This is a genomic window from uncultured Methanobrevibacter sp., from assembly GCF_900316895.1.
In the GTDB taxonomy this organism is placed as follows: domain Archaea; phylum Methanobacteriota; class Methanobacteria; order Methanobacteriales; family Methanobacteriaceae; genus Methanocatella.
The window spans coordinates 24,226-51,108 of record NZ_ONER01000003.1; the positions used below are offsets into that span (position 1 = coordinate 24,226).

Annotated in this window: 31 protein-coding genes; 20 read left to right on the forward strand and 11 right to left on the reverse strand. The window is 35.7% G+C overall.

All coding sequences use genetic code 11. The annotated features are described in order from the left end of the window. Positions 1–4: 4 nt before the first annotated feature. Positions 5–700 carry a TIGR02253 family HAD-type hydrolase gene (locus QZN27_RS00910; protein ID WP_296782541.1) on the reverse strand — a complete coding sequence of 232 codons (696 nt, stop codon included), beginning with the start codon at positions 698–700 and terminating at the stop codon, positions 5–7. A 35-nt stretch (positions 701–735) separates the two neighbouring features. Beyond that, a complete protein-coding gene (locus QZN27_RS00915; RefSeq protein WP_296782543.1) occupies positions 736–1,419 on the reverse strand; it encodes a DNA polymerase domain-containing protein in 684 nt (227 codons plus the stop codon). Positions 1,420–1,608: 189 nt separating this feature from the next. Between QZN27_RS00915 and QZN27_RS00920 the strand changes: the two genes are divergently transcribed. From QZN27_RS00920 to QZN27_RS00950, 7 genes are all read left to right on the forward strand, one after another. Next, complete coding sequence (locus QZN27_RS00920) at positions 1,609–1,953, forward strand: hypothetical protein (protein ID WP_296782548.1); 345 nt, start codon at positions 1,609–1,611, stop codon at positions 1,951–1,953. A gap of 96 nt (positions 1,954–2,049) precedes the next feature. Further along, a complete protein-coding gene (locus QZN27_RS00925) occupies positions 2,050–2,343 on the forward strand; it encodes a hypothetical protein (RefSeq protein ID WP_296782550.1) in 294 nt (97 codons plus the stop codon). A 3-nt stretch (positions 2,344–2,346) separates the two neighbouring features. Then, positions 2,347–2,586, forward strand: a complete 240-nt coding sequence (locus tag QZN27_RS00930; RefSeq protein WP_296782552.1) for a hypothetical protein — start codon at positions 2,347–2,349, stop codon at positions 2,584–2,586. Between the two features lie 190 nt (positions 2,587–2,776). Beyond that, on the forward strand, positions 2,777–3,151 hold the full coding sequence (locus QZN27_RS00935; protein ID WP_296782554.1) for a 30S ribosomal protein S8e: 375 nt from the start codon (positions 2,777–2,779) through the stop codon (positions 3,149–3,151). Positions 3,152–3,258: 107 nt separating this feature from the next. Next, positions 3,259–4,278, forward strand: a complete 1,020-nt coding sequence (gene hypE / locus QZN27_RS00940; RefSeq protein WP_296782556.1) for a hydrogenase expression/formation protein HypE — start codon at positions 3,259–3,261, stop codon at positions 4,276–4,278. Between the two features lie 9 nt (positions 4,279–4,287). Then, complete coding sequence (locus QZN27_RS00945) at positions 4,288–4,686, forward strand: RDD family protein (protein ID WP_296782557.1); 399 nt, start codon at positions 4,288–4,290, stop codon at positions 4,684–4,686. A 5-nt stretch (positions 4,687–4,691) separates the two neighbouring features. Beyond that, entirely contained in the window at positions 4,692–5,330 is a 639-nt protein-coding gene (locus tag QZN27_RS00950; protein ID WP_296782559.1) for a hypothetical protein, read from the forward strand. Here the strand turns inward: QZN27_RS00950 and QZN27_RS00955 are convergent. Beyond that, on the reverse strand, positions 5,327–5,794 hold the full coding sequence (locus QZN27_RS00955) for a thermonuclease family protein (RefSeq protein WP_296782560.1): 468 nt from the start codon (positions 5,792–5,794) through the stop codon (positions 5,327–5,329). The two genes, QZN27_RS00950 and QZN27_RS00955, sit on opposite strands and share 4 nt — an antisense overlap. Then, positions 5,791–6,477: a CRISPR-associated protein Cas4 gene (gene cas4, locus QZN27_RS00960; RefSeq protein ID WP_296782562.1), complete on the reverse strand. Its 687-nt coding sequence runs from the start codon at positions 6,475–6,477 to the stop codon at positions 5,791–5,793. Before cas4 ends, QZN27_RS00955 begins: the two co-directional genes overlap by 4 nt. Before the next feature lie 58 nt (positions 6,478–6,535). On the opposite strand from cas4, the gene QZN27_RS00965 reads away from it, so the two are divergent. Then, the gene (locus tag QZN27_RS00965; protein WP_296782564.1) at positions 6,536–7,396 is read left to right on the forward strand and encodes a radical SAM protein; all 861 of its coding nucleotides are present in this window, start codon (positions 6,536–6,538) and stop codon (positions 7,394–7,396) included. Between the two features lie 35 nt (positions 7,397–7,431). Then, positions 7,432–8,700: a DEAD/DEAH box helicase gene (locus QZN27_RS00970; RefSeq protein WP_296782566.1), complete on the forward strand. Its 1,269-nt coding sequence runs from the start codon at positions 7,432–7,434 to the stop codon at positions 8,698–8,700. Here the strand turns inward: QZN27_RS00970 and QZN27_RS00975 are convergent, their stop codons facing one another. The 4 genes from QZN27_RS00975 to QZN27_RS00990 are packed head-to-tail and all read right to left on the reverse strand — an operon-like array spanning position 8,701 to position 12,012. Then, a complete protein-coding gene (locus tag QZN27_RS00975) occupies positions 8,701–9,504 on the reverse strand; it encodes a winged helix-turn-helix transcriptional regulator (RefSeq protein ID WP_296782568.1) in 804 nt (267 codons plus the stop codon). A 60-nt stretch (positions 9,505–9,564) separates the two neighbouring features. Beyond that, entirely contained in the window at positions 9,565–10,974 is a 1,410-nt protein-coding gene (gene recJ, locus QZN27_RS00980; RefSeq protein WP_296782627.1) for a single-stranded-DNA-specific exonuclease RecJ, read from the reverse strand. Positions 10,975–10,976: 2 nt separating this feature from the next. Beyond that, positions 10,977–11,246, reverse strand: coding sequence for a signal recognition particle subunit SRP19/SEC65 family protein (locus QZN27_RS00985; RefSeq protein ID WP_296782570.1), 270 nt, complete (start codon positions 11,244–11,246; stop codon positions 10,977–10,979). Between the two features lie 4 nt (positions 11,247–11,250). Continuing rightward, complete coding sequence (locus tag QZN27_RS00990; protein WP_296782577.1) at positions 11,251–12,012, reverse strand: uroporphyrinogen-III synthase; 762 nt, start codon at positions 12,010–12,012, stop codon at positions 11,251–11,253. Between the two features lie 182 nt (positions 12,013–12,194). Here QZN27_RS00990 and QZN27_RS00995 point away from each other — a divergent pair, with 182 nt between their 5' ends. Next, a complete protein-coding gene (locus tag QZN27_RS00995; RefSeq protein WP_296782578.1) occupies positions 12,195–12,659 on the forward strand; it encodes a flavodoxin in 465 nt (154 codons plus the stop codon). Further along, on the forward strand, positions 12,622–13,167 hold the full coding sequence (locus QZN27_RS01000; protein WP_296782580.1) for a flavodoxin family protein: 546 nt from the start codon (positions 12,622–12,624) through the stop codon (positions 13,165–13,167). The genes QZN27_RS00995 and QZN27_RS01000 overlap by 38 nt, the downstream gene beginning before the upstream one ends. A 32-nt stretch (positions 13,168–13,199) precedes the next feature. Here the strand turns inward: QZN27_RS01000 and QZN27_RS01005 are convergent, their stop codons facing one another. Continuing rightward, on the reverse strand, positions 13,200–14,723 hold the full coding sequence (locus QZN27_RS01005) for a hypothetical protein (protein ID WP_296782582.1): 1,524 nt from the start codon (positions 14,721–14,723) through the stop codon (positions 13,200–13,202). A gap of 253 nt (positions 14,724–14,976) precedes the next feature. Here QZN27_RS01005 and QZN27_RS01010 point away from each other — a divergent pair, with 253 nt between their 5' ends. After that, positions 14,977–16,473 carry a sodium-dependent transporter gene (locus QZN27_RS01010; protein WP_296782584.1) on the forward strand — a complete coding sequence of 499 codons (1,497 nt, stop codon included), beginning with the start codon at positions 14,977–14,979 and terminating at the stop codon, positions 16,471–16,473. Between the two features lie 53 nt (positions 16,474–16,526). On the opposite strand, the gene QZN27_RS01015 is transcribed toward QZN27_RS01010, so the two are convergent. Beyond that, on the reverse strand, positions 16,527–16,730 hold the full coding sequence (locus QZN27_RS01015) for a hypothetical protein (protein ID WP_296782586.1): 204 nt from the start codon (positions 16,728–16,730) through the stop codon (positions 16,527–16,529). A 94-nt stretch (positions 16,731–16,824) separates the two neighbouring features. On the opposite strand from QZN27_RS01015, the gene QZN27_RS01020 reads away from it, so the two are divergent. The 8 genes from QZN27_RS01020 (at position 16,825) to QZN27_RS01055 (ending at position 23,981) form a co-directional block, all read left to right on the forward strand. After that, on the forward strand, positions 16,825–17,205 hold the full coding sequence (locus QZN27_RS01020; RefSeq protein ID WP_296782588.1) for a flagellar protein, FliL: 381 nt from the start codon (positions 16,825–16,827) through the stop codon (positions 17,203–17,205). A 5-nt stretch (positions 17,206–17,210) separates the two neighbouring features. Continuing rightward, entirely contained in the window at positions 17,211–17,495 is a 285-nt protein-coding gene (locus QZN27_RS01025; RefSeq protein ID WP_296782589.1) for a hypothetical protein, read from the forward strand. Between the two features lie 89 nt (positions 17,496–17,584). Next, entirely contained in the window at positions 17,585–18,313 is a 729-nt protein-coding gene (gene purC, locus QZN27_RS01030) for a phosphoribosylaminoimidazolesuccinocarboxamide synthase (protein ID WP_296782591.1), read from the forward strand. Further along, positions 18,314–18,580, forward strand: a complete 267-nt coding sequence (purS, locus tag QZN27_RS01035) for a phosphoribosylformylglycinamidine synthase subunit PurS (RefSeq protein WP_296782593.1) — start codon at positions 18,314–18,316, stop codon at positions 18,578–18,580. It abuts the gene before it with no gap. A gap of 9 nt (positions 18,581–18,589) precedes the next feature. After that, complete coding sequence (gene purQ / locus QZN27_RS01040) at positions 18,590–19,234, forward strand: phosphoribosylformylglycinamidine synthase subunit PurQ (protein ID WP_292603727.1); 645 nt, start codon at positions 18,590–18,592, stop codon at positions 19,232–19,234. 8 nt (positions 19,235–19,242) lie between these two features. Further along, complete coding sequence (cobA, locus tag QZN27_RS01045) at positions 19,243–19,959, forward strand: uroporphyrinogen-III C-methyltransferase (protein ID WP_292603725.1); 717 nt, start codon at positions 19,243–19,245, stop codon at positions 19,957–19,959. 4 nt (positions 19,960–19,963) lie between these two features. Then, the gene (gene glmS / locus QZN27_RS01050; protein WP_296782600.1) at positions 19,964–21,748 is read left to right on the forward strand and encodes a glutamine--fructose-6-phosphate transaminase (isomerizing); all 1,785 of its coding nucleotides are present in this window, start codon (positions 19,964–19,966) and stop codon (positions 21,746–21,748) included. A 391-nt stretch (positions 21,749–22,139) separates the two neighbouring features. Beyond that, entirely contained in the window at positions 22,140–23,981 is a 1,842-nt protein-coding gene (locus QZN27_RS01055) for a carboxypeptidase-like regulatory domain-containing protein (RefSeq protein WP_296782602.1), read from the forward strand. Positions 23,982–23,983: 2 nt separating this feature from the next. Here QZN27_RS01055 and QZN27_RS01060 read toward each other — a convergent pair whose 3' ends face one another. Next, a complete protein-coding gene (locus tag QZN27_RS01060) occupies positions 23,984–25,186 on the reverse strand; it encodes an MnmC family methyltransferase (protein WP_296782604.1) in 1,203 nt (400 codons plus the stop codon). Between the last annotated feature and the right edge of the window lie 1,697 nt (positions 25,187–26,883).

The window sequence follows — 26,883 nt, forward strand, 5'->3', positions numbered from 1 at the left end:
GTGATTATAAAATTGTTTTTACATCACCAATATCATCAACAATAGTGATATCTAATTTTTCTTTTTTGATGTAATCCCTATCATCTTCGGTAATGTCGGAATTTACAAGAATTGCACCCATTCCAGCATTTACTGCACCTAATGCATCTTCCTTAAATTTATTACCTATCATCAATGATTTTTCAGGATTTCCTTTCATTTTTCTAAGTGCCACATCGTAAATCAGTTTGCTTGGCTTGTTTTTACCAACCTCTTCAGAGGTAATGACTTCATCGAAAAATGAATGGATGTTGAGTCTTACAAGTTTTTCCCATTGTTTAATGGTTATTCCATTGGATATGACTGCTAAACGGTATCCTTGACTTTTAAGATAGATTAATGTGTCTATTGTTTCTGGAAATGGTCTTAAAAGAGCCATCTTAACGTTGTGGTATGTAATCATTCCGAGCGCCACAAGCATAGGGTCCTCATGACCTAAAACAACCTGGGTCAATACGTTGAAATGTTTTCCATAATTGGATCCTTTTTCACGGATAATTGTCTTCAAAACGCCGTATGCTTCGTCCTTATCAAGAGGAAGACCATTGTCTACCATTAATCCTATTGCCGCTTTTCTTGCAGTTTCTGCAAAATCAGATGTGTCAAGCAATGTACCATCTACATCAAAAAATACAACACGGTCATCATCATTTTTAATCATATGATTAAAATTATTATTTTAAAATATAAATATTTTTAGAAAAATGCATCAAGACTTTGCTGGACTTCACCGACTGCCATGTCCTGCAAATCCTTTTTGGTATATCCGAATGAATACATGATTCTCTCAACTGCGGGAATCAGCTGATTGTTGATGTAATAGTCTTTGTCATAGTCATATCCTTCGCTGTATTCATATGGAACTGCCCTTTGGCTTATGGACCCTTTTCCTTTAACGATAATGTATTGTATGATGGTTCCGCGTGTTACCTTAATTCCATGCTCTTCAATTCTCTGGGCGGCAACGACATGGGGTCCAACTTGCTTGTACTGGTTTAATGGCTTGGTTATCTGGGTGTGGATGATGAGTTCCTTTTTGTCAACATCACCTTTTCTTAATTTTTTCATTACCTTTTTGACTTCACTGATGGCCTTGTTTGAGTCTCCCTCTTTTAAAATTGCCATCAGAACAGCTTCCTGGGTTTGCTTTACGATAGGTGCCCAGTCTCTTCTGACTAACTCGAGGCCTTTTGCTATGATTTCTCCGTCTTCGATTACAGCATATCTCTTTTTGCTTACAAAGAAACCTCTTCTGTAAAATCCTTCATATTCCAATTCCATGCTTTCAGGGAGTGTTGAATTGAGATATTTCAAGAATTTTTGAGCCTGCGCTTTGATTTCGGCTTCAAGTTCCAGCTGTTCTTTTGTCTCCTGAACCATTTTGACACCAAATTTAAATATATATTTTTTAGTTATAATATTTTTCCAAAACAATTTTTCAAATCTAAAACAATTTTATCGTCTTAATATTATAAAATTCGTCTTAAAAATTACTTATATTACTTTTCAAATGCTCTCCGACTGGTTTTATATCTGAAAGCCAACATAATATGTGTGAGGTTTGATAAAATGGAAAAAAGACTGATCTCAAGTTATGACGAAAAAAATGATACATTTGTAGGTAAGCTGGATGGAGAACATGGATACTGTGCGGATTATGGAATTTCAGAAGGAATTTATCTTGGAATAAACAATACAAGATTTCCTACTTCAATTTTTGTTCCAAACGCTTCAGAAGTCTTCAACACTTCTAAAGAAACTTTGGAAAGTGCTGATGTCAAAATCAACATTAACTGCAATGGCGGCTGCATATGTTTTGACATGTGCATTGAAAATTCCAAAATCTGCTCAATCAGATGCAAAAACGATTTCGGAATCCCAAAGATGGAATGCTTGATGAATAGTAACATATAGGTTACTATTTTTTCATCTTTTTTTCGACAAACTTTTAAATATGAGTTTGTTAAATATCTATAATAATTAATTTAACAAAACATTATGGTGATTTTAATGGAAAATCAAAAAATAGATATTGACTCTGCAGATGAAATTGTTATAGTCGTACCTGAAGAGGCCATTAAGGATGGCGAGTTGGAAATTGATTTGGATGAATTGGGCATCGATGTCGAGTCTTTGGGTGAAGATGTCAATATTGTCATTCAGGTTGAAGGTGCAGAAGACATGGAAGATGATTTTGAGGATGACGACGATGAAGATTTCATAGAAGAACCTAATGAATGGTATTTTGATGATGATCCATATGGTGTAGTCTATTATGAATTTGTAGATGACGATGAGGAGTAGCTCATGACTAAGGAAGTTCCATATTACACTATTGATGATGAAGGCAATTCAGAAGTTGTAACTGCCAATGCGGAAGCATACATCGATGATAATGATTTGAAGGATTTGCTGATTGAATTGTTGGGTGATGACGTTTCCGATGAGGAAATCCAAAAGATTCTCGATGCAGCATCTAATGAAGATATGAGCGAAGAGGATTTCGATAAGTTGGTCGATGAATTCATTTTAAAAAACAGAAGTTAATTTTCTAAATTTTGCCTATAAAATAAAACATTTATATATAATGAAAAAGTAATATTTTATTATCATTATTCTTTAAGGCTCTTTTTTGCTCTCAAAAATTAGACTATTATTTTCTTGCGCATAGTCTGATTGAAAAGAGGCTTGAAGACTGCGATTACTTTATTATTAATTATATTTATTAGGTGAAATAATGGCAATTTCTCAAGGAAAATCAACTAGAAGTCCATCCGGTGCAAGAAATGTTGCAAACCGTGGAAAAAGGAAATCTGAATTAGGAAGAGATCCTGCAGAAACTAGATTAGACGAAAAAAAATTAAGAAAAATTAGAACCCGTGGCGGAAACGAAAAACTCAGATTAGCTACCGGTAACAAAATCAACGTTACTGATGCTAACGGAAACACCAAAGTTGTAGACATTCTTGGTGTAATAGAAAACACTGCAAACCCTAACTACGTTAGAAGGAACATCATTACCAAAGGTGCTATTGTAGAAACCCCTGAAGGTAATGCTAAAGTAACATCAAGACCTGGTCAAGACGGTGTTATTAACGGAATTTTAATTTAAAGATACTCATCTTTAAATCTCTTTTTTTTTAACATTTTTTTTTTAATTTTATATACTTGTTTTTACATATATTATATCATTAGTTATATTTTTAATTAGGAGATAAAATGTCAGACGATAAAATCAATATGAATCATGGTGCTGGTGGAGAGGTAATGGCCAATTTGATTGCCGGCACTGTTTTGGATAATATCACTAAAAAAAGCGTGAATGGTGGTATTAGCTTAGATGACTTGGATGATGGAGCATCAATTCCATTGGGGGATTATGAAATTGTTATGACAACTGATGGTCATACTATTGACCCATTGTTTTTCCCAGGTGGGGACATAGGCAGAATTTCAGCGGCAGGAACAATCAATGATGTTTCTGTAATGGGTGCACGTCCATTAGCCATTTCCAATGCAATTATCATGCAGGAAGGATTTCCAATTGAGGATTTGGATAAAATCATGAAATCCTTAAATGAAGCCTGTGAGGAAGTTGATGTTGCAGTCATTACCGGAGATACCAAAGTAATGCCTCAGGATAAGCTTGACGGCATTGTAATGGTTACAACTGGTATTGGAATAGCCAAAAAAGGCGAAGTTGTCCGTGATTCCGGCCTTGAAGTTGGTGACAAAATCATTGTCACTGGCAGTTTAGGTGATCATGGAATGAGCCTGATGTCATTTAGGGAAGGATTTGGTTTTGACACTGATTTGAAATCAGATGTGGCTCCTATGTGGAATATAATTAAAAGAGCTTTAGAAATTGGTGGAGTTACTGCAATGAAAGACCCTACCCGAGGCGGTTTTGCCAATGCCATTAATGAGATGGCTTCAAAAGCGGGCGTTGGTGTTGTGCTTGAACAGGATGCAATACCTATTAAGGAGGAAGTTCATGCAGTATCTGAAATGTTGGGTATTGATCCGTTTGAAGTAGCTAATGAGGGAAAAGTGGTTATGGGAGTTAAGGCAGATAAGGCTGAAGAAATCCTTGAAGCCATTAAAGGCGAAAAATATGGTGAAAATGCCGCAATTATTGGTGAAGTTGTTGAAGGGGATTATGTTGTTGTCAACACTCCGATTGGTGGTGAAAGAATCCTTGAAGCGCCAATAGCCGATCCGGTTCCTAGAGTTTGCTGAGGTGATAAAATGGCTACAGTATTTACAAGAAGAGTTATTGCGTATGTAATTGATTTCTTAGTAGTTTCAGCATTCATGTGGATTCTATCATTTTTCTTTTACGGTATTTTAGGTCCAAAAAACGTTTATCAGATATATCAGGTAATACCATTCTTGATTCCAGTTTTAGGATTAATTTATTTTGTTTTATGTGAAAAATTTGCTGGAGCAAGCATCGGTAAAGCAATAATGAATTTGGAAGTCAAATCAAAAAATGGGGCTAATATTTCTTGGTTACAGGCTATTGTACGTAATTTAACCAAAATATATTGGGTTCCTATTATTTTCGATTGGCTTATAGGCAGATTCCTGAAAACTGACAGGATATTGAATAATATTACAAGAACTGTTGTTGTCAATGCTTGGTAATAATTATGATAAAAAAGGTTCAGGTGCTTTGGTATTTAAATAAGGAAGATTTGGAAAACTACTGCATAGATTTCAAGGAATACAAGTCCCATAAACTCGAGGGATATGAAATTGTTGATGTTGATGAGGATTTGATTTATGATTTATGTGACAGGGATCCCGATAGGCTTGAGCCCTTAGGCTATTTTAAGAATGTCAAAGAGCTTGAAAACTACTTGTCTGATACTATTACCAATAACGAATTTGACTTGGATTTAGATTCTCCTGAACTTAAAAATAAAATCCAAAAGGCTATCGATTCCATTGAGTTTACCGGTGAGGATTATTATATTTCAATTGGTGAAGGCATAGGCAATGATGATAATCGAATATCAAGCTGGTATGATTCACTTAGAAAGGAATATGACAGTTCTTCAAAGGATAATGTTTGGGTTTTGGCGGTTACGGGTTATGACCCTTATGACTTGTCATTGACTGGCAGAACCTTATCTTATGTTCTTTCTGATATTTTAAATGTAACTGAAGCTTCTTTGGATAATATGATACCTAATAAAGGTCGAATTACTATTGAGGAATGGAACGAGATTTTAGATAAGGTGTATAAGAAAAACAAAATCTATTTGGGTTTGAATAGAGTTGTTTAACTAATAAGTCCTTTTTCAAATTCGCTTGGTTCAAAATAGGATACCTTTGCCAGGTTATTGTTTAACAATTCTCTGTTTATGTTTGCATCCTCAGTATACACTATAGCCAATGTGCGGTCGTATTTGTCCTTTGGCTGTTTGTCATCGATATCAAGATATACTGTTTTTCCAAGACACTTTTCGGTAACGAAGTCTTTTGCCTGACTGAAACCAGGCTCCTGTTTGGCAACATCAACTTGAGTTAACTGAACCCGGCCAACACCATAAACCTGAATTGTGTTTCCGTCAATTACTTCAAGGCATTTTCCTGCTTTTTCGTACTTCACTGTTCTGTTGGCGATTGTCAGTGTCCCTGTCTGATTGGTTTCAGTATTTGCATCATCTAAAAACACGTTTGCTACTGTAAATAGTATAGTTATCAAAAATAGGACCAGCAAAATTATTGAAATAGTTTTCTTGTTCATTTAGCATTCTCACATTCATTTTTAAATCTGCATGATCTGCATTTTTTCGGATTTTTGGTTGCCTTATATGGTTTTGTTCCGTCAAGGAGTCCATGCATTCTGTCGATTGTGAACTTTATCTGCTTTTCAATGTCTGGGGTGAACACTTCAATCCAGAACAGATTTTCAGTTCCCCTTTCCCTGAGTGCAGCTTTGATTTTTCTCTCATCACCTGTCATGTCCTTGAAAGCAAGACAGTAGGCTCTTACCTGATTCATTGTTGATTCGTATGGTGTTCTACCGGGCTTGTCATCGATTATGACAATTTCATCAGGTTTCATCCATATCTCATCAATGTATCCTCTTATTCCGTAATTTGGTGCCACTACAAAGACTTCCCTTGAAAGTGAAGCCTGTGTTTTTGACTCTTCAACTGCATCTTCGAACTTTGCAGGTGTTGAGTCCTTTTTGAAAATGTTCTCCAGCTCCTGGTGAATCTGGCTTCCGTGGGTCATTGCCCTGGTAGGTTGTGTTTCGATGCCTTTCACATACTCGAGATATATCTGGTACTCGCAATATCCTTGCTGATTCAACCAGCTTATAGGATAATTGTTTTTTCCTTCGATTATTTTAAGACCTTTTATGGAAGGATGGTCTTTAAATTCATATTTTTTCTCATATTCGTTGATGTTTTTTTGTTCCATGTTTCTCTTTTTGTAAATGATAGTATAATTAATTAACTTTAAACGCTAAAGTAATCTCATGCATTATGTATCTTCAAAAAGTATCCTGTCCAAAAACAATGGAATGAATCTGTATCGCGGATGCAGTCATGGCTGCATATACTGCGATTCACGAAGCGAAATCTATGGCATGGACCATAAGTTTGAGGATATAGCAGTCAAGGAGAATTCCCTTGAATTGCTCAAAAAGGAACTCATTAAAAGGCAGCCTGCCATGATTGGAACCGGTGCCATGACAGATCCCTACATCCCGCTTGAAAAAAGATTGGAATATGTCAGAAAATCATTGAAATTAATTTACCGGTATGGATTCGGGTTTACCTGCATCACAAAGTCTGATTTGATTTTAAGAGATTTGGATTTGCTTAAAAAAATCAATGAAAAGTCAAGAGCCATAGTCCAGATGACATTGACAACAGCAGATGATGAACTGTGCAGAATAATCGAGCCCAATGTGTGTCCCACATCACGGCGTGTGGAAGTCCTTGAAACATTGAATGAGGCAGATATTCCGACTGTTGTGTGGCTGTGTCCGATTTTGCCTTATATCAATGATACTGAAGACAATATCAATTCAATTTTGGATTATTGCATTGATACAAACGTTCATGGGATATTTTGCTTTCAAATGGGGCTTACCTTAAGAAAGGGCAACAGGGAATATTTTTACGAAAATTTGGATAAGCATTTCCCTGGCTTAAAGGAGAGATACATCACCGAATTTGGAAATGACTATGAAATACCCTCTCCCAATAATGCTCAATTAATGAGGATTTTTAAAAAGAGAACTTATGAACATGGAATCTTAAATGAATTTGGAGAAATATTTGAGTTTCTGCACGAATTCCCTTCCAAATCTGTGCAATCCAAGTTAATCTAAATGATTATATAACTTGTTTTTTAAATATTAAAATAATGAATTTCGATGAATTAAACATATCTGACGATATCAAAAATGCCATTGGTGAAATGGGCTTTGAAAAGATGACCCCAATTCAGGAATCTGCAATACCTGAAGCTTTAGGAGGCCATGACCTAATTGGGCAGGCTCAAACGGGTTCCGGAAAGACAATAGCATTTGCAATTCCCGTTCTTGAAAGGATTTTCATTCCTGATAAGTCTCCTCAGGCAATCATATTATGTCCGACCAGGGAACTGTGCATGCAGGTTGCTTCCGAAATCGAAAAAGTCGGGTCAAAAATTAAAAAGTTAAAGGTCCTTGCGGTTTATGGCGGCCAGCCTATTGGAAAGCAAACAAGGGTGCTTAAAAAGGGGGTTCATGTTGTTGTCGGAACTCCCGGTAGGGTGATTGATCATATCGAACGCGGAAACCTGGATTTGATTGGAATTGAAAGAGTTGTTTTGGATGAGGCTGATGAAATGTTGGAAATGGGCTTTAGGGAAGATATCGAAACAATTCTAGCCAACACTCCTCATCAAAGACAAACCCTGCTTTTTTCAGCTACAATCCCTAAAGGGATTCGCCAGATTGCTGAAAAATATCAGAAGAATCCAAAATTTATTAGAATATCAGATAAAAAGCAGAACATTCCAAAAATAACCCAATATGCTTTCAAATGTGATATAAAAGATAAATTCGATGGATTGGTCCGATTGTTGGAAGCTTATGATGTCAAATTGGCATTGATATTCTGCAATACCAAAAAAAGCGTCAATTTTGTAAGAAAGCATCTGAAGGATGATTTTAAGGTTGACAGCATTCATGGAGACATGACCCAGCAGACAAGGGACAAGGTAATGAACAAGTTTAGAAACGGCAACATTAACATATTGGTTGCTACAGATGTGGCCGCCCGTGGTCTGGATATTGATAATGTGGATGTAATCATTAATTACGATGTTCCACAAAACCTGGACGATTACATTCACAGAATAGGAAGGACTGCAAGGGCAGGAAAAAAGGGATTTGCCTTCACGTTGGTTTCAAAAGATGAAATTGCAAGATTCAACAATATCAAAAAATCCAACAATGTCAAAATCATTGAAAAGGAGTTTCCCACGCTTCAGCAGATAGGGGATGCTAAAATCAGAAAAGTGTTGAATGATGCCAAATCATTAGTTAATGATGGAAATTTAGAAAAATATGTAAAGATAATTAATAAAGGGGAATTTGATAATTCAGAATTGGCGGCTGCATTATTAAAGATGTTAATGGAAAATTAGTTATTTTCCACCATCGATAATATTGTATTTTATTTTTTCGTTTTCAAGCTCACGGGTGAATGCTTTGCTCATGTCCCCTACACAAATAGCAAGAACATTCAATCCTTTGCGCGCTGCATTTGCAGTTGCTTGAGGAGCTGCATATTCTATGTCAATGCTTAAACCAAGCTTTTTAACGATAGCTCTTGAAACAGTACCTGCAACAGCTATTTTATCTATTTCTTCACCGCTGTTTGTTCCTTTATCATACACGTTTTTGATTAATTCCAAATCACTTGCTTTGGATCCGCCATCCTTGATAGTTGGAACATTTATTACTGTAACTTCACCCACATTCATGTCTATTATTCCTGTGAGGTTGGTCAATGCTACGTCCATGTCTTCTTCAGCATCATCAAGAACAACGCCGGTAGCGTTTTCTTCTTTTTTATGAGCATATAAAACTCCATCTTCCATAAATAAACCAACTATGTCGTCTTTTTCTAAGTTTTCTTTTGCAATAGCTGGCCATATGGTTTTATAATGGTTCATGGTTTCTAAAACGGAGTCACTATATTTCCTTAAGCTTATTGCATCCTTTTTAACTTTGTCAATACCGCTTTGAGTAATTTTGTATGGTGATCTTCCATCTTTGGAAGTGATATATCCTAATTCGATTAATGTTTTGATATTTTCGGAAACAGCCTGTATTGTGATATCTAATTTTTCAGCCAAATCTTTTTGTTTGAGGTGAGGGTCTTGTTTTGATATTTCACTTAGTATTTGGAAATGGGTTAACGCACCTCTTTTTTTAAATGCTTTCATTATTTTCATTCCTCAATTGTAATTGATTAATTGATATTTTTATCTTTACTAGTATATATACTAATTTGTTATTTGGCCTTCAAGTTCATTGTTGAATCGTTCAAGGAATTCGTCTTTTTTATCAATAGGTATATAAGCACCGCATGCCATGGAGTGTCCGCCACCAGTTCCGCCAACTTCAGCTGAAACCTTACGGATTATGTTTCCAAAATGAATTCCATCATAGGACAATAGTCTGGAACATCTCAATGAGATTTTTAAGCCTTCATCATCAGTTTGGGTAAATCCTATAACTGGTTTTTTCCAATTACAGTATCCAAGTATCATTCCGGTGATGGTACCAACAATTTCAGGCTTAATGCCGGTTCCATCGAAATATTGCAAGTTTTCAAGTTCAATTATATTTGATTGTTCACCGTCACTGACTTTTTCTATTGATTGTGCCAAATTGCGTCTGTGGTCTCTGCTTATGCTTTCAAGTTCATCCAATGCCGTAAATCTATCGCCCTTTAAGACTTCCATGGCGACTTTCTCTTCATGATTTCTTCCACAGGCGTTCATTGCGGTTGAAAATTCGGAACCGTCCCTTAAAAAGCTATTTTCATCTTCCTTGATGAAAGTGTATGAATCTCCAATAATCAATTGGGGAATATACTGAACATACTTACCAGGAACTACCTGTGAAATCATTCCTGAAAGGCGCTGGTAAAGCTTGCCTTTTTCTTCCATTGTAAGTTCGTTTAAGGTTTTTCTGTGATGCTTTTCATCGATTTCCAGTTCCTCCAATATGGCCATTGTTTCGGCAGTATTGTTTGTAATCGGAAGCTTGACGTCATTGAAATAGGAAAGTGCCACAAACAGTGGACGTGTGTTTCTTCCATAGATGTTGATGTCGCTTTTGATGACTTCAAGATATCCTTCGTCGATTGCGTCCTGTTGGATAATCTCATTTAATCCTTCAAAATGTCCACTTTTTGTATTTTGCATATCTCCGATTGCGGACAGCACTCCAATCCAGCTCAAATCATTATATCCGAATTCCTTTGAAAGAAAATAGCACAGTCCTCCTCCACAAACGTAATATGACCCATCAATTCCATGATGGTGTGGATTGATTTCCAGATAAGTGTAGTCCTTGTCGTTTTTATAGTCAAGGTCCCTTAATGGAGGGTGGTGGTCCAGAATTATGATCTTTTGACCTTCCTTTGCTTTTGTATCAATCAGCTGGCCGGAACCCAAATCTGAAAAGATTGTAAGTTCATGGTCCAAATCCAGATTGTCCAGGACGTCAAGATTGACGAATTCAATTTCATGTTCTTTATTCTGTCTGTCTAGTATGGTTGATAGTATTGCGCCTGAACAGATTCCATCACAGTCGATGTGTGAATAAATCTTGATGTTGGATGATGATTCAATAATATTTTTTGCTTCACGGTACTGTTCAGACATTAGTTGTGGTATTTGCATAATAATCAATTTCTCATATTTTTAATCTCTAAGCTAACTTCACGTATAAGTTCCAATTTTGTTCCTTCCCATTCAACAAGGATTCTTCCGGATTTTTCATACCATCTTCCAGGATATGAAACTTCCTTTTGAACACTGTGTTTTAATCCGAGTCTTTTCACTGCTCTTTCAATATCTGAAAGGCTAGGGTCTGCTACGGCATATTCCTTAGCGATTTTGCGCCCTTCCTTTATGGTCAGATTCTTATCTAAGTATTGTGGCCAAATAGTTATCATTTTCTCACCTGTCTAATTCTTTAAATAATAGTTCCATCATGTCCGGAACTGTGTAAGTGTCTGGGTAAATGTGGGTAATGTCATATCTGTCTAAAACCTTTGCGGTAATAGGACCAATGCAGACGGTCAACAGGTTCTCAGACAGTAGTTTTGCAATCTTCTGTTTGTCTTCAACTATTTCAAAGAAATTTTCAACAGTCAGCGGACTTGTAAATGTGATTGCATCAATCTCTTTGTTTTCAATTTTTTCAATGAGTTCTTTAACCGCTTTTTCATCCATTGGAAAGAGTGACTTGTATGCTTCAGCTAAAATAACTGTATTTCCAAGTTTTTCCAATTCTTCCGGCAAAACAGGCCTTGCAGAAGCTGTTCTTGGAATTCCAATTGTTTTGCCTGTGATGCCCTGTTTTTTAAACTCTTCAATAAGGCCTTCGGCAGTGAATTCCTCGGGCATAAGGGCAACTGTCAATCCTTCCTTTTCAGCCAATTTTCCTGTCTTGTTTCCAATGACTGCCAGCTTGCAGTACAGGTTTTTCAGAAAGTCCGGATGAAACTGTTTCAGTGAAACTATTGTAGTCGGGGATGTAAATATGATCCAATCAAGCTCATCCTTTTTTGCAACCAAATCCTTAAGGGATTGGGTGTCGACCGGCTTCAAATCAAGTGTCGGTGCGAGTATCGGCTCACCACCTAATTCTTTGACAATTTCACAGGCTTTCTTGGCTCTGTCTTTTGGTCTTGTTATTGCAACAACAGGTTTTGACATTTCATTACCTTCATTAATTTAATAATGTAATATATTATGTTTCAACTTTTTAATATGATTTTTCATTGTTAATATTCATCTAAAAATTGCTTTCTGTTTGAATTATTTGTGGGCATCATATTGATTGTTGCGAATGTTAACAATTATATAATATGAAAACATACTTTTGAATAGGTGATATAATGAGCAATGTACTTGTCGCTTATTTTTCAGCTAGCGGAGTAACCAAAAGCATAGCCGAAAAGATAGCAAATGAAAACGATTATGATATATTTGAAATAGTTCCTGAAGAAATCTATACTCCTGAAGACTTGGACTGGACAGACAAGAACTCCAGATCAACAATCGAGATGAACGACAAATCATTCAGACCGCCGATTGTTGAATCCTGTGATGTAAGCGGGTATGATATCGTTGCAATCGGTTTTCCGGTATGGTGGTATACAGCACCTACAATAATCAACACTTTCATTGAAAGCGTAGATTTAAGCGGAAAGACAATCAAGGCGTTCTGCACATCAGGCGGTTCAGGAATTGATAAATGTGTAAGGGATTTGGCAAACACTTATCCAGAACTCAATTTCGCAAAAGGAATGAGGTTCATGGGTGATGTTTCAAAAGCTAAAGGATGGATTGAAGATGAGTAAGAAAGTTGTGGTCATAAGCTCCTCCCCGAGAAAAGGGGGAAATTCAGATACTATGTGTGACGAGTTTGTAAGGGGAGCAATGGACGCTGGAAATGATGTGGTTAAATATTGTCTGGAGGATATTGAATTTTCCTCCTGCAAGGCTTGCTACAAATGCAAGACACCTGAAATGAAGTGTTTCCAGGAAGATCAAATCTCTGAAATCCTTGACAAGATGATGGACGCCGATGTAATACTGTATGCAACACCAGTATACTATTACGGGATGTGCGGAACATTGAAGATGTTTTTTGACAGGTGCTATCCGGTATTCAGGCATCTTGAAAACAAGGATTATTATATAATACTTGCTGCAGGCAGCAGCTGCGGAGATACATTGGCTGGAATTAGAAACTTCATCGGTTTTTCTAAAAATCCGACAGAAAAAGAAGTATTTGAAGTATTGGGCGATGTAAAATCCCAAAAAGACAAATTGAAAAATGCATATGATGCAGGTTTCAACTGCTGAAAATTAAAAAATATAGGAAAGAATCATCTTTCCTATTTAAATTGATTTGAACTGTTGTATGCTTTGCCATCAACAGTCAATGTGTATTCACCATATTCAATGTTTCCGCTCAATTCCAATGATGAAACGGTACTGTCACCAGTCAAAGTCCAGGTAGAACCTTCACCAACTTTAACAGTTGTATTTCCGGTTGAATTTATTGCTCCTTTGAATTGGGTATTTTTCATATTCCAGTTTAGGGAACTGATTGAATCAACGATGACATTGCCGGTAATATCCTCATTTTCAGTGTTTAATTCACAGGTTCCTCCATTGGATCCTTCGTTTCCCCATTGGTTTTGGCCTGATGACTCTAAAAATAATCCGCTGTTGAAACTGAGTTCTGTGTTTTCCAGGTTAATTACGCAAGCTGTATTGGTAATGTGGAACATTGGAGCCTCTTTGGACACTGGTGAGTCTTCAGCTATTGACAATTTTGAATTTTTAGCGGTGAATGTGGATGTTCCGACATCAGCGTCTCCACTCATGCTTTGGTAGATGAATATTCCTCCCAAATCCACATATGTATTTCCATCCTGCCTGTTGCCTTCTGCAAATCCGGTCAAATCACAATTTTCCAGTTCAATTGAATTTTTACCTTCAATGCAAGCGATTTGGGATACATAGGATGTGCCGTGAGTATTTTTAGCAGTGATGTTTCCTGTTGAATATATTAAAGGTGATCCTCTGCCGCTGGTTTTGCTGACTCCTGTGTTGATTTCAGAGTTTTTGACATGTACCTGGCCTTCTCCACGGTCTGTTGCAAGAGCCGCACAGCTTTGACCGTCAGTGTTGATGATGACATTTTCTGCATTTATTACTCCGTTGTAGGTTGCATCAAGGCCTCTTGATTTATCTGAGTGTGTGGTTATCTTAACATTGTTGATGTTTGCTTCGGTACTTCCTTCAACGGTGCTTTGTCCAGGTTGTTCTCCGCCTCCTTGTCCGCCAGGCGCTTGTGAAGGTTGTCCGCCTTCACTGCCGTTTCCGGCTGTCATTTCGGGAGGTTGACCTCCGTCTCCGCCGCCATTGCCTGCTGCTTCAGGAGGTTGGCCTCCTTCTCCTGAGCCTTGTTGTGAGTTATCTCTACTTGAAGAAGATGCATTGGCATTGGTTACAAAAATACCGTTTGATCCTTTTGCATCGGTGTTGATTTCAACATTTGAAATGTCCAATGTACCATTGGTATTGACTAAAATGGCAGAGTTAACTCCATAAAAATCAGCATCGTCACCGCTGGTTGCGGTATCGCCGGTTTTATTAACAGCTGAGTTTGCTAATTTAAGATTTCCGCCGTTTTTGATTAAAATGGCATTGGTGTCTGCACCATCACTGTGATAGTATTCGTTATGTTCATCCAAGCTTTTAGAGTCAACTACAAGGTTGCCTCTATCTTCCAGTGCATTCGCATTAATGCTTACTGAACCGTTGCCTGTATTATTGGAATTTGTCAGTGCAAATGCAGCTGCACAAATTATTATTATTGCAATAATTGCAATTAGATATTTTTTGTTCATGAAAGTAATAACTCGCAAGTATTATTTAAGTATTTTGAATAATTGTTTTTATTTCAGAGAGTTATAATATGTTTAATAATTGATTTGGTCATATAGTGATATCAATTGTTCCTATTGCTTTTTAGGGTTTAATGAACAAATTATTTTCTAAAAATTCTTAAAAAATTTTAATAGTTATGTTGATAGGTGGGGTGTATTATACCTTTTTATATTTTGATTTCAAATATATATTACATTAGAATTATTAATGGAAATGAAAATTATGGCAGATAAAAATGAATGGGGCAGCAATCTATCATTCATACTGGCAATGATAGGTTCTGCCGTTGGACTTGGAAACATTTGGAGATATCCTTATGTACTCTATTCTAATGGTGGGGGAGCATTTTACATCCCCTATATTGTAGCTATTCTTTTAATGGGAATTCCATTCCTGATTTTGGAGTATGGCGTAGGATATAATTTTAAATCTTCTTTTGCAAAGGCTGCAAGAAAGATAAACTCCAAATGTGAGTATTTAGGCTGGTTTTTACCGGTTGCTGTTTTTATGATTATGATTTATTACTCAGCCATTCTCGGTTGGGATGGAATATATATAATTTTAAGCTTCTTTAAGGGTTGGGGAGTAAATCCGGATGCTTTCTTTGCAACCACTCTCCTTCACTCTTCAGAATCTTACATGGGCTTACTTGATTTCATCCCGGTTATTGCAGTGGCCATGCTTGCCGGTTGGGTAATTATTTGGTTTATTTCACACAGAGATCTTGAAGCGGGACTTGGAAAGGTTTCAAAAATATTGGTACCTGCATTATTTATCATTATGGTCATCATAGTGATATTTTCATTGACTTTGCCTGGTGCTTCAATAGGACTTGCAGAACTTTTCAATCCGGACTGGTCACTTTTAGGACATTTTGAAATATGGATGGCTGCATTTGGACAAATCGTATTCTCTTTGAGTTTGGGAATGTCAATTGCCTTTACTTATGCCAGCTATACGAGGGATGATGCTGATTTAATCACAAATACAATATCAATCGCTCTTGCAAATTCATTGTTTGAAAACTTCGCCGCACTGGGTGTATTTTCAATTTTAGGTTATATGTCATTGCAATCTGGAACTGCAGTTTCAGAACTTGTAACTCAAGGAACCGGACTTGTATTTGTAGTTTATCCGACAGTATTTAATGTATTGGGTCAATGGGCATATGTTTTAGGACCGCTGTTCTTTTTGACAGTTTATCTTGCAGGACTTACAAGCATTTTGTCCACAATCGAACCGTTGTCATTTTCTATTCAAAACAAGTTTGGACTTTCAAGGTCAAAGACAATGACAATACTGATTATTGTCGGCGCCTGCATATCAATGATTTATGCAACAGCATTCGGAGGAACCCTATTGGGATTTGTTGATACTTTCATTAACCAGATTGCGTTGCTCTTTGGTGTAATTGTTGAATGTATTATCTTTGCTTGGATATTCAAGGCAGAAAAATTAATTGATTTCCTCAATTCAAAAACTAAAACCATTACTCTTGGAAAATGGTGGTTGCTGATTGTCAAATATATTCTCCCAATATTCATTTCAATTATTTGGATTGGCGGAATGTTTGACGTGGCTCACAGCGGATCATTTGACCAGCTGAACTTCACAATCGCCTCAGCAATACTGCTATTGGTTGCAACTTTGATATTCACCATACTGCCTGCAAAAAATCCTGATTGGGATAATGCTGAAGAAAGAGTTTAAATTCGGGTTAAATTTCTAATTTAACCTTCATCTTTTTTTTAATTAAAAATAAGTCATCCAAAAAAGCCGGTTAAAACATTATTTTCATTATCGGTAAGGTTAAAGGTTAAAATACTGTTTGAATCATTATTAATACTATCAGAATTATTATCTTGGGTAATCGCACTATTGACATCTTCTGTGAAGTAGACTCCCATTATCAGACCTAATATTGATAGTAGAAATATAAGAAGTATTACAGTATTTTTCATGTTCATACATATAATTTTATTTTAGTAATATATAAATTAATAGAAAAGTATTTTAATATATTCACTCAAATAACTATTGAAAGCTTAGTGAGGTGAAAATATGAAAGGCTTTATTTTATTAATATTGGGCATCATTGTCGCATTATTAGTCATCGGTGGTGTGGCTGCAGTGCATGTGATGCATGAAATGGGCATTGAAGATGTCAATGTGGATACAGTAAAAACCATAATGGATAAAGTATTGAATATTCATTCTTCCGAAAGTTCAGGTTCATCATCAAGTTCTGATTCTTCCTCAGATTCAGGCAATGTCATAGATGTTGTAAAAGAGGAGGTTAAACAGAATTTCCAAAATGGTGAAGGTTCATATAAGGAAGTCACCTATAAAGATGGTGGATTCAGGCAATATGATACAGAAACTGGTGAATTGATAGGTTCATCATATGATTCAGATCAGGACAAGCTTCCAAGCATGGAATGATTAAAATGATTTTAAAAGATGTGTTAGTTCATTTCAATATCAATGAGGATTTGCCAGAGTATCTTTTAAATCAAACATTCAATAAGGTTTTTCTTGATGGAAAACTTACAAAAGAAGAAAACACTTATGAAATAGCAGTTACAACACGTCAGGATGTTACACATCACTTGTTTATAAAACCTGGTGAGGAATTTCCGGTTATTGTTTTGTCCGAACTTCCAAGCGGCCTTTTGAATGGCATGAAGTTCCCTCAAAATGAAAGTATCGGAATTCCAATCAACAAATTATAGCCGCTATTTTTTCTTTTAATTTTAACTATTTTTATATAATATTAAAAACTTAAATTATAATATAATAATTTAATAATTTTGTTGATATCATGGACAAAAAAGAGTTAATTAATTCTGGAAAAGTGAAAAGCGTTTTCACTACTGATAATCCTGATGAGGTCATAATCGAGTTTAGGGATGACATGACTGCAGGCGATGGTGCAAGAAAAGAAGTGATGGACAATAAAGGGGCTTACAATGCGGTGATATCCTCTAAAATATTCAAGGTTTTAGAGGAAAATGGTATTGCGACCCAATTTGTTGACCTTCCTGAACCTAATGTCATGGTCGCAAAAAAGCTTGAAATGATTCCTATAGAGGTTATTGTAAGAAATATTGCTACAGGCAGTTTGGTTCGAAAATACCCGATTGAAGAAGGTACTAAACTGGACCCTCCTTTAGTTCAAATGGATTACAAGGATGATGAATATCATGACCCTATGCTCAACAGGTCACTTATTAGGGCACTTGACATAGCTACAGACGAGGAAGTCGATATCCTGATTGAAAAGGCATTGAAAATCAATGAAATTTTAACCAAATTCTTTGCTGATGCCGGAATCATCCTGGTTGATTATAAAATTGAGTTCGGTAAGGATAAGGATGGAAACATTCTTTTGGGTGATGAGATATCCCCTGACGGATGCAGGCTATGGGACAGTGAAACCATGGAAATGTTGGACAAGGAACTGTTCCGTGAAGGAAAAGACAATGAAGTAATGGCAGCTTATATTGAAGTTTATAATAGAGTTATTCCAGATGATGAAAAGGTGATTTAGATGTTATTCGATATTGAAATTAAAATATCTTTAAAAAGCGGTATGTTAAACCCTGAAGCTACTCAAGTTGAAAGATCACTTGATTTGTTAGGCTACGAAGTTAAAAATGTTAAAACTGTTGAAACAATCAAATTCCAAATGGAAGGAGACGACAGGGAAGCAATCAGAGAAAATGTTGTTGACATGTGTGAAAGGTTGCTCTGCAATCCTGTCATTCATGATTATAAGATTAATGTTATTCCACAGAACATGGCTTGCGGTAAGTAGGTGTATAAGATGAAAATTGGAGTAATTAGATTTCCAGGAACTAATTGTGACCGTGATGTAGCAAAAGCCGTTGAGCTTGCAGGTCTCACACCTGAATACGTCTGGTGGAGTGAAGACAAACTCACAGACTATGACGGTATTGTCATTCCTGGTGGATTTTCATATGGTGATTACTTGAGAGCTGGTGCAATGGCATCCATTACACCGGTAATTGATGGAATTAAAGAATTGGTAAAAGAAGAAAAACCTGTTTTGGGAATCTGTAATGGTGCGCAAATTTTAGGTGAAATTGGACTCGTTCCAGGGGTTTTCATTACAAACGAAACTCCTAAATTCAACTGTGAATGGGTTGATCTGAAAGTGGCCACATCAAGAACCCCATTTACAAAGGCATTCAAAAAGGACCAGACCATTGCTCTTCCTATCGCTCATGCCGAAGGAAGGTTCTACACAGAGGACATCGATTTGTTAAAAGATCAAGACCAAATCGTATTGCAGTTTGAAGGCAAAAATCCTAATGGTTCAATGGAAGCAATTACAAGTGTCTGTGATGAATCAGGGCTTGTTTGTGCAATGATGCCTCACCCTGAAAGGGCATGTGAAGAGTTGTTCGGTTCAGATGACGGTTTAAACTTCTTTAAAGGTTTCTTATAAGTGATAAAATGGTAGTTTATTTAATTGGTGCAGGGCCTGGAGATGCTGATTTAATAACTCTTAAGGCTGTAAAAGCTTTAAATAAGGCTGATGTTGTATTATATGATTATTTGGCCAATGAAGAAATATTGGCTCATGCTCCTGATACTGCTGAAAGAATTTATGTTGGTAAAAAAGCAGGCGAACATTACAAGACTCAGGATGAAATCAATGAGCTGATAATCGAGCAGGCTCAAAATCATGAAAATGTCGTAAGACTCAAAGGAGGAGACCCTTTTGTCTTTGGCCGTGGTGGAGAAGAGATATTGGCTTTGATGGAACATGATATCAAATTTGTAGTTATTCCAGGTGTAACTTCAGCCATTGGAGCGCCAACTTCACTAGGACTACCAGTAACTCACAGGGCAGTAGCAACTTCAGTGACTATAGTAACAGGTCATGAAGACCCAACAAAACCGGAAAGTCAGGTTCACTGGGATTATACTGCAGACACTTTAATAATATTGATGGGTATTGGTAATATTAAGGAAAATACTGCTGAAATCATGAAGTATCGTTCAGCAGACACTCCTGTTTGTGCCGTTGAAAGCGGAACATTGCCAAATCAAAACTTGGTATTTGGAACTCTTGGAGACATTGCCGATAAAAAAATCAACACTCCTGCAATTTTGATTATTGGGGATGTTGTAAACATGTACAAGGAAATTTACGATTATCAAAGGTGATTAGATGTGTGGAATTGTAGGTTGTATATTAAAAGATGAGGGGGATGTTGCACCCATTCTTTTTGACTGTATATCAAAGCTGGAGTATAGGGGATATGATTCTATAGGTTTGGCCACTTTCTTTGAAAATAAAATTCATATAAAGAAGGATAAAGGAAAAATCGCTGAAGTGGATAAGAAACTGGACCTTACAGACATGCCTGGAAACTTCGGTATAGCACATGTAAGATGGGCAACACATGGAGACCCGTCAAAGCTTAATTCACACCCTCATATTGATGAAGACAATACTGTGGCAGTGGTCCACAATGGTATCATTGAAAATTATCTGGAAATAAAGGAAAAGCTGATTCTTGAAGGCCATGTCTTCAAATCAGACACAGACACTGAAGTCATTCCACATTTGATTCAAAAATTTATGGCCGAAAAGTTTGACCTTGAACATGCCGTCAGAAAAACAATTGATATCATCGAGGGAGCCTATGCAATTGCAGCAATATCAATTAATGAACCTGATAAGATTGTTGCGACACGTAAGGATTCTCCTTTGATTGTTGGAATCGGTGAGGAAGGCTATTACCTTGCTTCAGATTCTCCGGCAATCTTAAAATATGCTAGAGACATCATATATCCCGAAAGGGGCGAAATAGTCATATTGGATAAGGATGGAGTCGTTGTCCATGACGAATTCGACAATGTTGTCAACAAGGAGATAGACACTATCAATTGGACACCTGAAATGGCCGAAAAAGAAGGCTATGAACACTTTATGATCAAGGAAATCAACGAACAGGCAATTGCCGTTAGAAATACCCTGACCCAAAGGGACAATATTAAAGAAATCATTGATGAGGTCGGGGACATTCAAAGAATCTGTTTTGTGGCATGCGGTACATCTTATCATGCATCACTGACTGGAAAATATTTAATAGAATCTCTTGCAGGTATTCCTACAGACGTGATTCTTGCATCAGAATTCAAATATTCCGCCAATACCTTAAATGAAAATACATTGGTTATTTTCATATCTCAATCCGGTGAAACTGCCGATTCCCTTAAGGCTTTGGATGTGGCCAACGAAACATCCATAACTTTGGGTATAGTCAATGTTGCAGGTTCATCCATCACAAGGCGCGCTCAATATGTTATCCAAACTCAGGCAGGTCCTGAAATAGGTGTTGCGGCAACCAAAACTTATGTTGCCCAATTGACTGCGATTTATTTATTGGCCGCTCTGATATCTAAAAATACTGAGCTTCTAAAGGAACTTGATAATGTTCCGGATTTCATTGATGAGGCTTTGGAAAGTGTTGAATTGGTTGAAGAGTTATCCAGAAGATATAATTATGCTCGTGACTTCTTCTATTTGGGAAGGGGTTATTCTTACCCTACAGCTCTTGAAGGTGCATTAAAGCTTAAGGAAATTACTTATATCCATGGTGAAGGTTATGCTGCCGGTGAGCTCAAGCATGGTCCTTTGGCCTTGATTGATGAAGGGATTCCTGTTGTTGTCATAATTCCTCCGGGAGACAATTATAGAAAAACAATGAGTAATTTGGAAGAGGTCAAATCTCGTGGGGCTAATGTATTGGCTATTGGTTCAAATGATGATGAAGCATTAAAAGCTAAAGCTGATGCGGTTATTGCGATAAACAGTGAAGTTAAAGAGATTATTGCACCATTAGTCTATATTGTTCCATTGCAGCTGATAGCTTATTATATTACTTTAGAGAAAGGTCATGACCCTGACAAGCCTAAAAACTTGGCAAAATGCGTGACTGTTGAATAATTGATATTAATGGCTTAAATCTTATTTAAGCTATTCACTTCTATTTTTTTTTAAATTTTCCTATCTTTATTTTTTAATTTTATGATATGGCTTCAAAAATTTTGTTTTATTTATTTTCAAGATAATCAAGGGGTTTATGATTATTTTCATAAATCTTTTTTATAAATATTCTTATTTTAAATAGAATTAGTCTTTTGATAGTAATTTCAATCATTTTAACCTTTTTATAGCTATTATAAAAATATTTTGACTTATTTTTTTAAAATTAAAACTCTTTATGCTTTTTTTAAAAATCAAAAGCTTTTTATACCTTAAACTTGTAATAGTTAAATACGAACAAATGTTAAATGGAGTTAACGTTATGTTTAATAAAAAAATTAGTTTAGTTTTAATGACACTGGTTTTTATGTTGTCTGTATCTGCAGTTGCTGCAGCTGACTCAAACTCAACAGATGATGTAATTGCTGGTGAAGTGGATGAGGAACCTCCATCGGGTGATGTGGGCGTATTATCCGCTGATGAAGATACCACTAATCCTGTCGATGATAAGAATTATTCATTGACTGGTAGTGATGTAAGTATGTATTATAAGGGTGATTCAAGTTATCAGGTAACTTTATCTGATGGAAATGCTCCTGTTAATGGCGCAAATATTACTTTGACATTAAACGGAGTTACCCATGTATTGACCACTGATGAAACAGGTAAGGTTTCACTTCCTATTGATTTATATCCTAATACTTATGATATATTCGCTAGTTATGGTAATGTTTCCTTAAAGAATAAGATTAAGGTATTGCCTGTGATAACTGGAAAGGATATAACTAAAACTTATAAGAGTTCAACTAAATACACTGCGACTTTTTTAGATTCAAAGGGTAAGCCATTGAAAAATACTAATGTAAAATTTATTTTAAATGGAAAAACCTATACTAAAAAAACCGATTCAAAAGGTGTAGCTAGTCTGGATATAGATTTAAAAGTTGGAAAGTATGTGGTTTATGCGGTTCATCCAAACGGATATAAGATCTCTAATAGGATAACTGTCAAGACATCCGTTTCTGCATCCGATTTGAAAAAATATTATAAGGGCTCTAAAAAGTTTAGCGCCAAATTTTATGGTAAGAATGGTAAGGTCCTGAAAAAGAAATATATTAAGTTTCGATTTAAAGGTGTTTCTTACAATATAAAAACCAATTCAAAGGGTGTAGCAAGCATTAAGATTGGTTCATCACCTGGAAAGTATAAGATGGTTTCCATTAACTCAGCTACAGGTGAGAAAGTAACCAAGACAGTTACTGTTTTAAGTCCATTGTCTGCAAAGTCAATGACTGCATTTACAGGGACCACTTCCAAATTTAAAGTGACCCTTCACAAGCCAAGCGGAAACCTTGCTAAGAATAAGAAGATGACCGTTTATGTTGATGGCAGTAAAAAAACAGTTAAGACAAATGCAAAAGGTGTTGCTACAGTTAAATTTAAATTGGAAAAGGGAACTTATGTCTTTAAACCTGTTGATCCTTATACAAAATATACAGTAAGCAAAAAGGTCACTGTTAAATTGGCTTCTATCCATGCACATAACATTGCTGCAATAGAAAATGAAACTTCATCATTTCAGATACAGGTTTTCAAACAAAATGGTAAAGTCGCTAAAAATACTGAAGTGAAAATCACACTCGACGGCGACAGCCATATTGTAAAAACAAATTCCAAAGGTTTTGCGAAGATAAAATTCAATTTACCTGTCGGAAAATATAAGGTTGTATGTGAAGATTTAAGCACTGGATATAAGATAACTTCTCAAATTTCTGTTGTAAAAGATAGGATGGCAATATCATTCAATAAGTATGGTGTTTCCGAGGATGGAAAAACCATATTGGCTATCGGTAGGCCATCTGCACCGGGTGAAGAATCAAAATACGGTTATACCTGGTATATGACTGAATTTGAAAGAACATGTCCATATTGTGGCAGTCATGAATTGTATTGGGATGTCTTTTGGGCTGGAAACGAACACGATGAAGTGGGAATTTTCCCTGCTACTGGCCGAAGAGAACCGGGCAGTACTGAAGGAATGATTTTCTGTAATCATTGTGATGCGGATTTCTCAATATTCGGTTTGGAACACATTTATTCAAATCCGAAGAAACTGACTGTAGTATACGGTCCGGTTAAGGCATCTAAGGAGTTAGCATACCAACTTAAAAGTGGAGATTTCGTAAGAGCGTAATCTCATTTTTTTACTTTTTTTAATCTTTTTTTCATTTCCAGTATTCTGTTTGTGGAATTGTTTTTGAAGTCTTGTTTTTCTTTGTATGAATTTTCAACTTCAACAATGTAGTTTGCCTCGTTGGAAGTTGTTGATGGTATATTCATTTTTTTGAGGTTGCGTTCAACGCGTCTTTTCAGCTTTTCGTCATCCATTTCATGGCCGAGGAATATCGGTGTCTTGACAGCTGATGAAATTTTGGTGTTGTGACGTGCTTCGTGCCTTTCTTCGGTTCTTGCATCTAGAATGTCCTCGCTTGAGTTATTCAAACCAGGATCTCTAAAGGGGATTCCAACATCAGACAGAGCTATTCTTATCTCATCATTTTTTGGTAGTGACCAGTCAAGCATTTCTGGATTTGGGCTGGCCAGGGTTCCACCTTGCATTCTTCCGAATATCGGACCCAGTCCAATATAGAAATCGGCTTCGATAAATCCTGCTCTCACTGGTGCTGATGAGGTGTAGGTTGCAATTATTCCGTCATCCTTGATTACGCGCCTGAATTCCTTAAAGAATTCCAATGAGAATAGTTCGGGAGCCATGTTTTGGCTGAATGGATCTAAGAATATTGCATCGTAGGCATTGTCGTCAAGCTTTTGGACGGTTTGCCTTGCATCTTCAATAAAGACATTGATGTTGATGTTTTCGGGAATTTCTGTTGTTTCCAGACTTAATGTCGCGTAATCCTGCGCTATCAGTTCATCTTCAATTGCTCTTTTAGTGATGTCATGTTCCGGAATTGGTGAAGGCACTAAAAGGCCGCAAGCTAGTGTTGCCTTTGATATTTCAACCATGTCTATTGTCAGGTTTGCAGTTGAATTTTTAATGAAGTCTGCTATTGCAGCTGATGAATTGTAACCCAATCCTGCACATATGTCCAAAATGGCGATGTCTTTGTCATAATTGAATTTCATCGGTTTGATAAATTTCTCAAATGACTCACTTATTGCCCCTGTAGATGTATGTAGCGTTTCAACTTTATGGTTTATTTCTTTAGAGTTGATAGAATAGGATCCATCATCGGTTAAAACAAAGTAATCGTTATAAGTATCAAAAAAATTAAGTCTCCATTCATTATTTCGACTACTTTTTTCCTGACTAAAAGTTTCATTTACCAAATCAAAAATATCGTCGTTGATTATTCTAGCGCTGTTTTCATAACTCATTTTATCAAATATATTTTTAGTTACTGAAACTTTAAATATTTGATTATCTCAGAAGTCATTTCCATAATGTTGTGATGTTATTTCAACTGTTGTGTGGGCATATGGTTTTTCTTGAAACATTTTTCAAAAATGGTGCAAATTAGCTTATTTTTCTTTTTAGGTGTTACTTTTAGGTCTAATTATCTTAAATTGATGTTGTTTCTTTTATTTTTTTAAATTTTGGAATTATCTTCTGTCATTTTTCAACAATTTTGATGAATGCTGTGTAAAATAATTTTGTATAATGTTGATTTAACAATATTTGGATTCTAAATCATGTTGCTTAAAATCATTATTTTCTATCGATTTCACTTTATTTTTAAATATTTGATTACATTAAAATACTTATTTTAAAAAATCAAGCTGTATATTTGGCTTATTTAGCTTATTTTACCTTTAAAATTAAATTCTATTTTGCGCTTGAATTTCCTGATAAAAAGTTCTATTTGGGTTATTTTTGATTAACAAGGCTTAAATCGGACTTATTTGTTTTCTTAAGTTTGGGTGCCTATCATTTTTGGCCTAATTTTCTAAATCAAAATTATATTGATTTTGGCTTATTTTAAAAAAAACTTATGGATTTTCCTTTGTTTAGAGTTTAGGAATTTTTACAATCTTTTCTATTTTCCGTTCTTTTTTCGTTTAATAAACGCTAAATTTTTAATATTTTCATTAAAATAGTATTATTTTATAATATTTTATTTAAAATAAGTTCATTAAATCATATTTAATCTAATTGGGCCTACTATAATCTTATTTGTTATGCTTTGGTCTCGAGACATTGGACTGAAATGTATTTGTTCTGGATTTGAATCTGGTCATTTGGACCGTTTTAAGCCATTTAATTTTTCGCCTAAAAATGCTTATTTTTCTTATTTATTCTAAATTATTGCTTATTTTTTAATAAAAACATTTATATAGTAGTTATTTCATAATAATAACTGTCAATCTCAAGTATTGTACTTATTCAATAAAAATTGATTGAAAAATTTTTACAATAAATTGGGGTTGTCACAAAATATTGAAAATTGGACTTTGTACGAACAAAGGGTGGGGAAGATCCTGACCATTTATCGACAAGCATGTTTTCATGATGATGGTAAATGTTTTGATGGAAAAGTTAATAGATTTCATTTAATTTATAAAAAATCTCCTTTTCAGGATATGCCTTATGATTTCAATTTCTCCAATGAAAATAAATAAGTTGAATTCCTGATTTAAACAACATTTCCTCAAGAATTAAGATTCAGCGACTTCGCACATTTTTGGGAAGTTACATAAATCTGTCACACCTAATTGGATATAAAACACGCCTAATTTCAAAATCGGTTTAAACGGGAATTGATTTATACCTGGACATTATGGAATATCCCATGCTTAAGTCTGACTATTAAGTAAATCTCCTCGATGGAATATTTCAAACACCTAAAATAATAAGAAAATCTATTACAACCCGAAAGAAACGCCCTTTAAAAACTAAAAAGAAAATGGAAAGCAAAGCACATTAATTGGGTTAAGTTTAACTTAACCTCCCATTTTTCTTTTTCAATTTTCAAATCAATTTTTCAGATTACGATTTTTTTACAAACTTAAATCATTTTTAAGGTCTTTGATGAGCAAAATTTATATAATTTCTAATTTAAATCTTATTTTAAAGA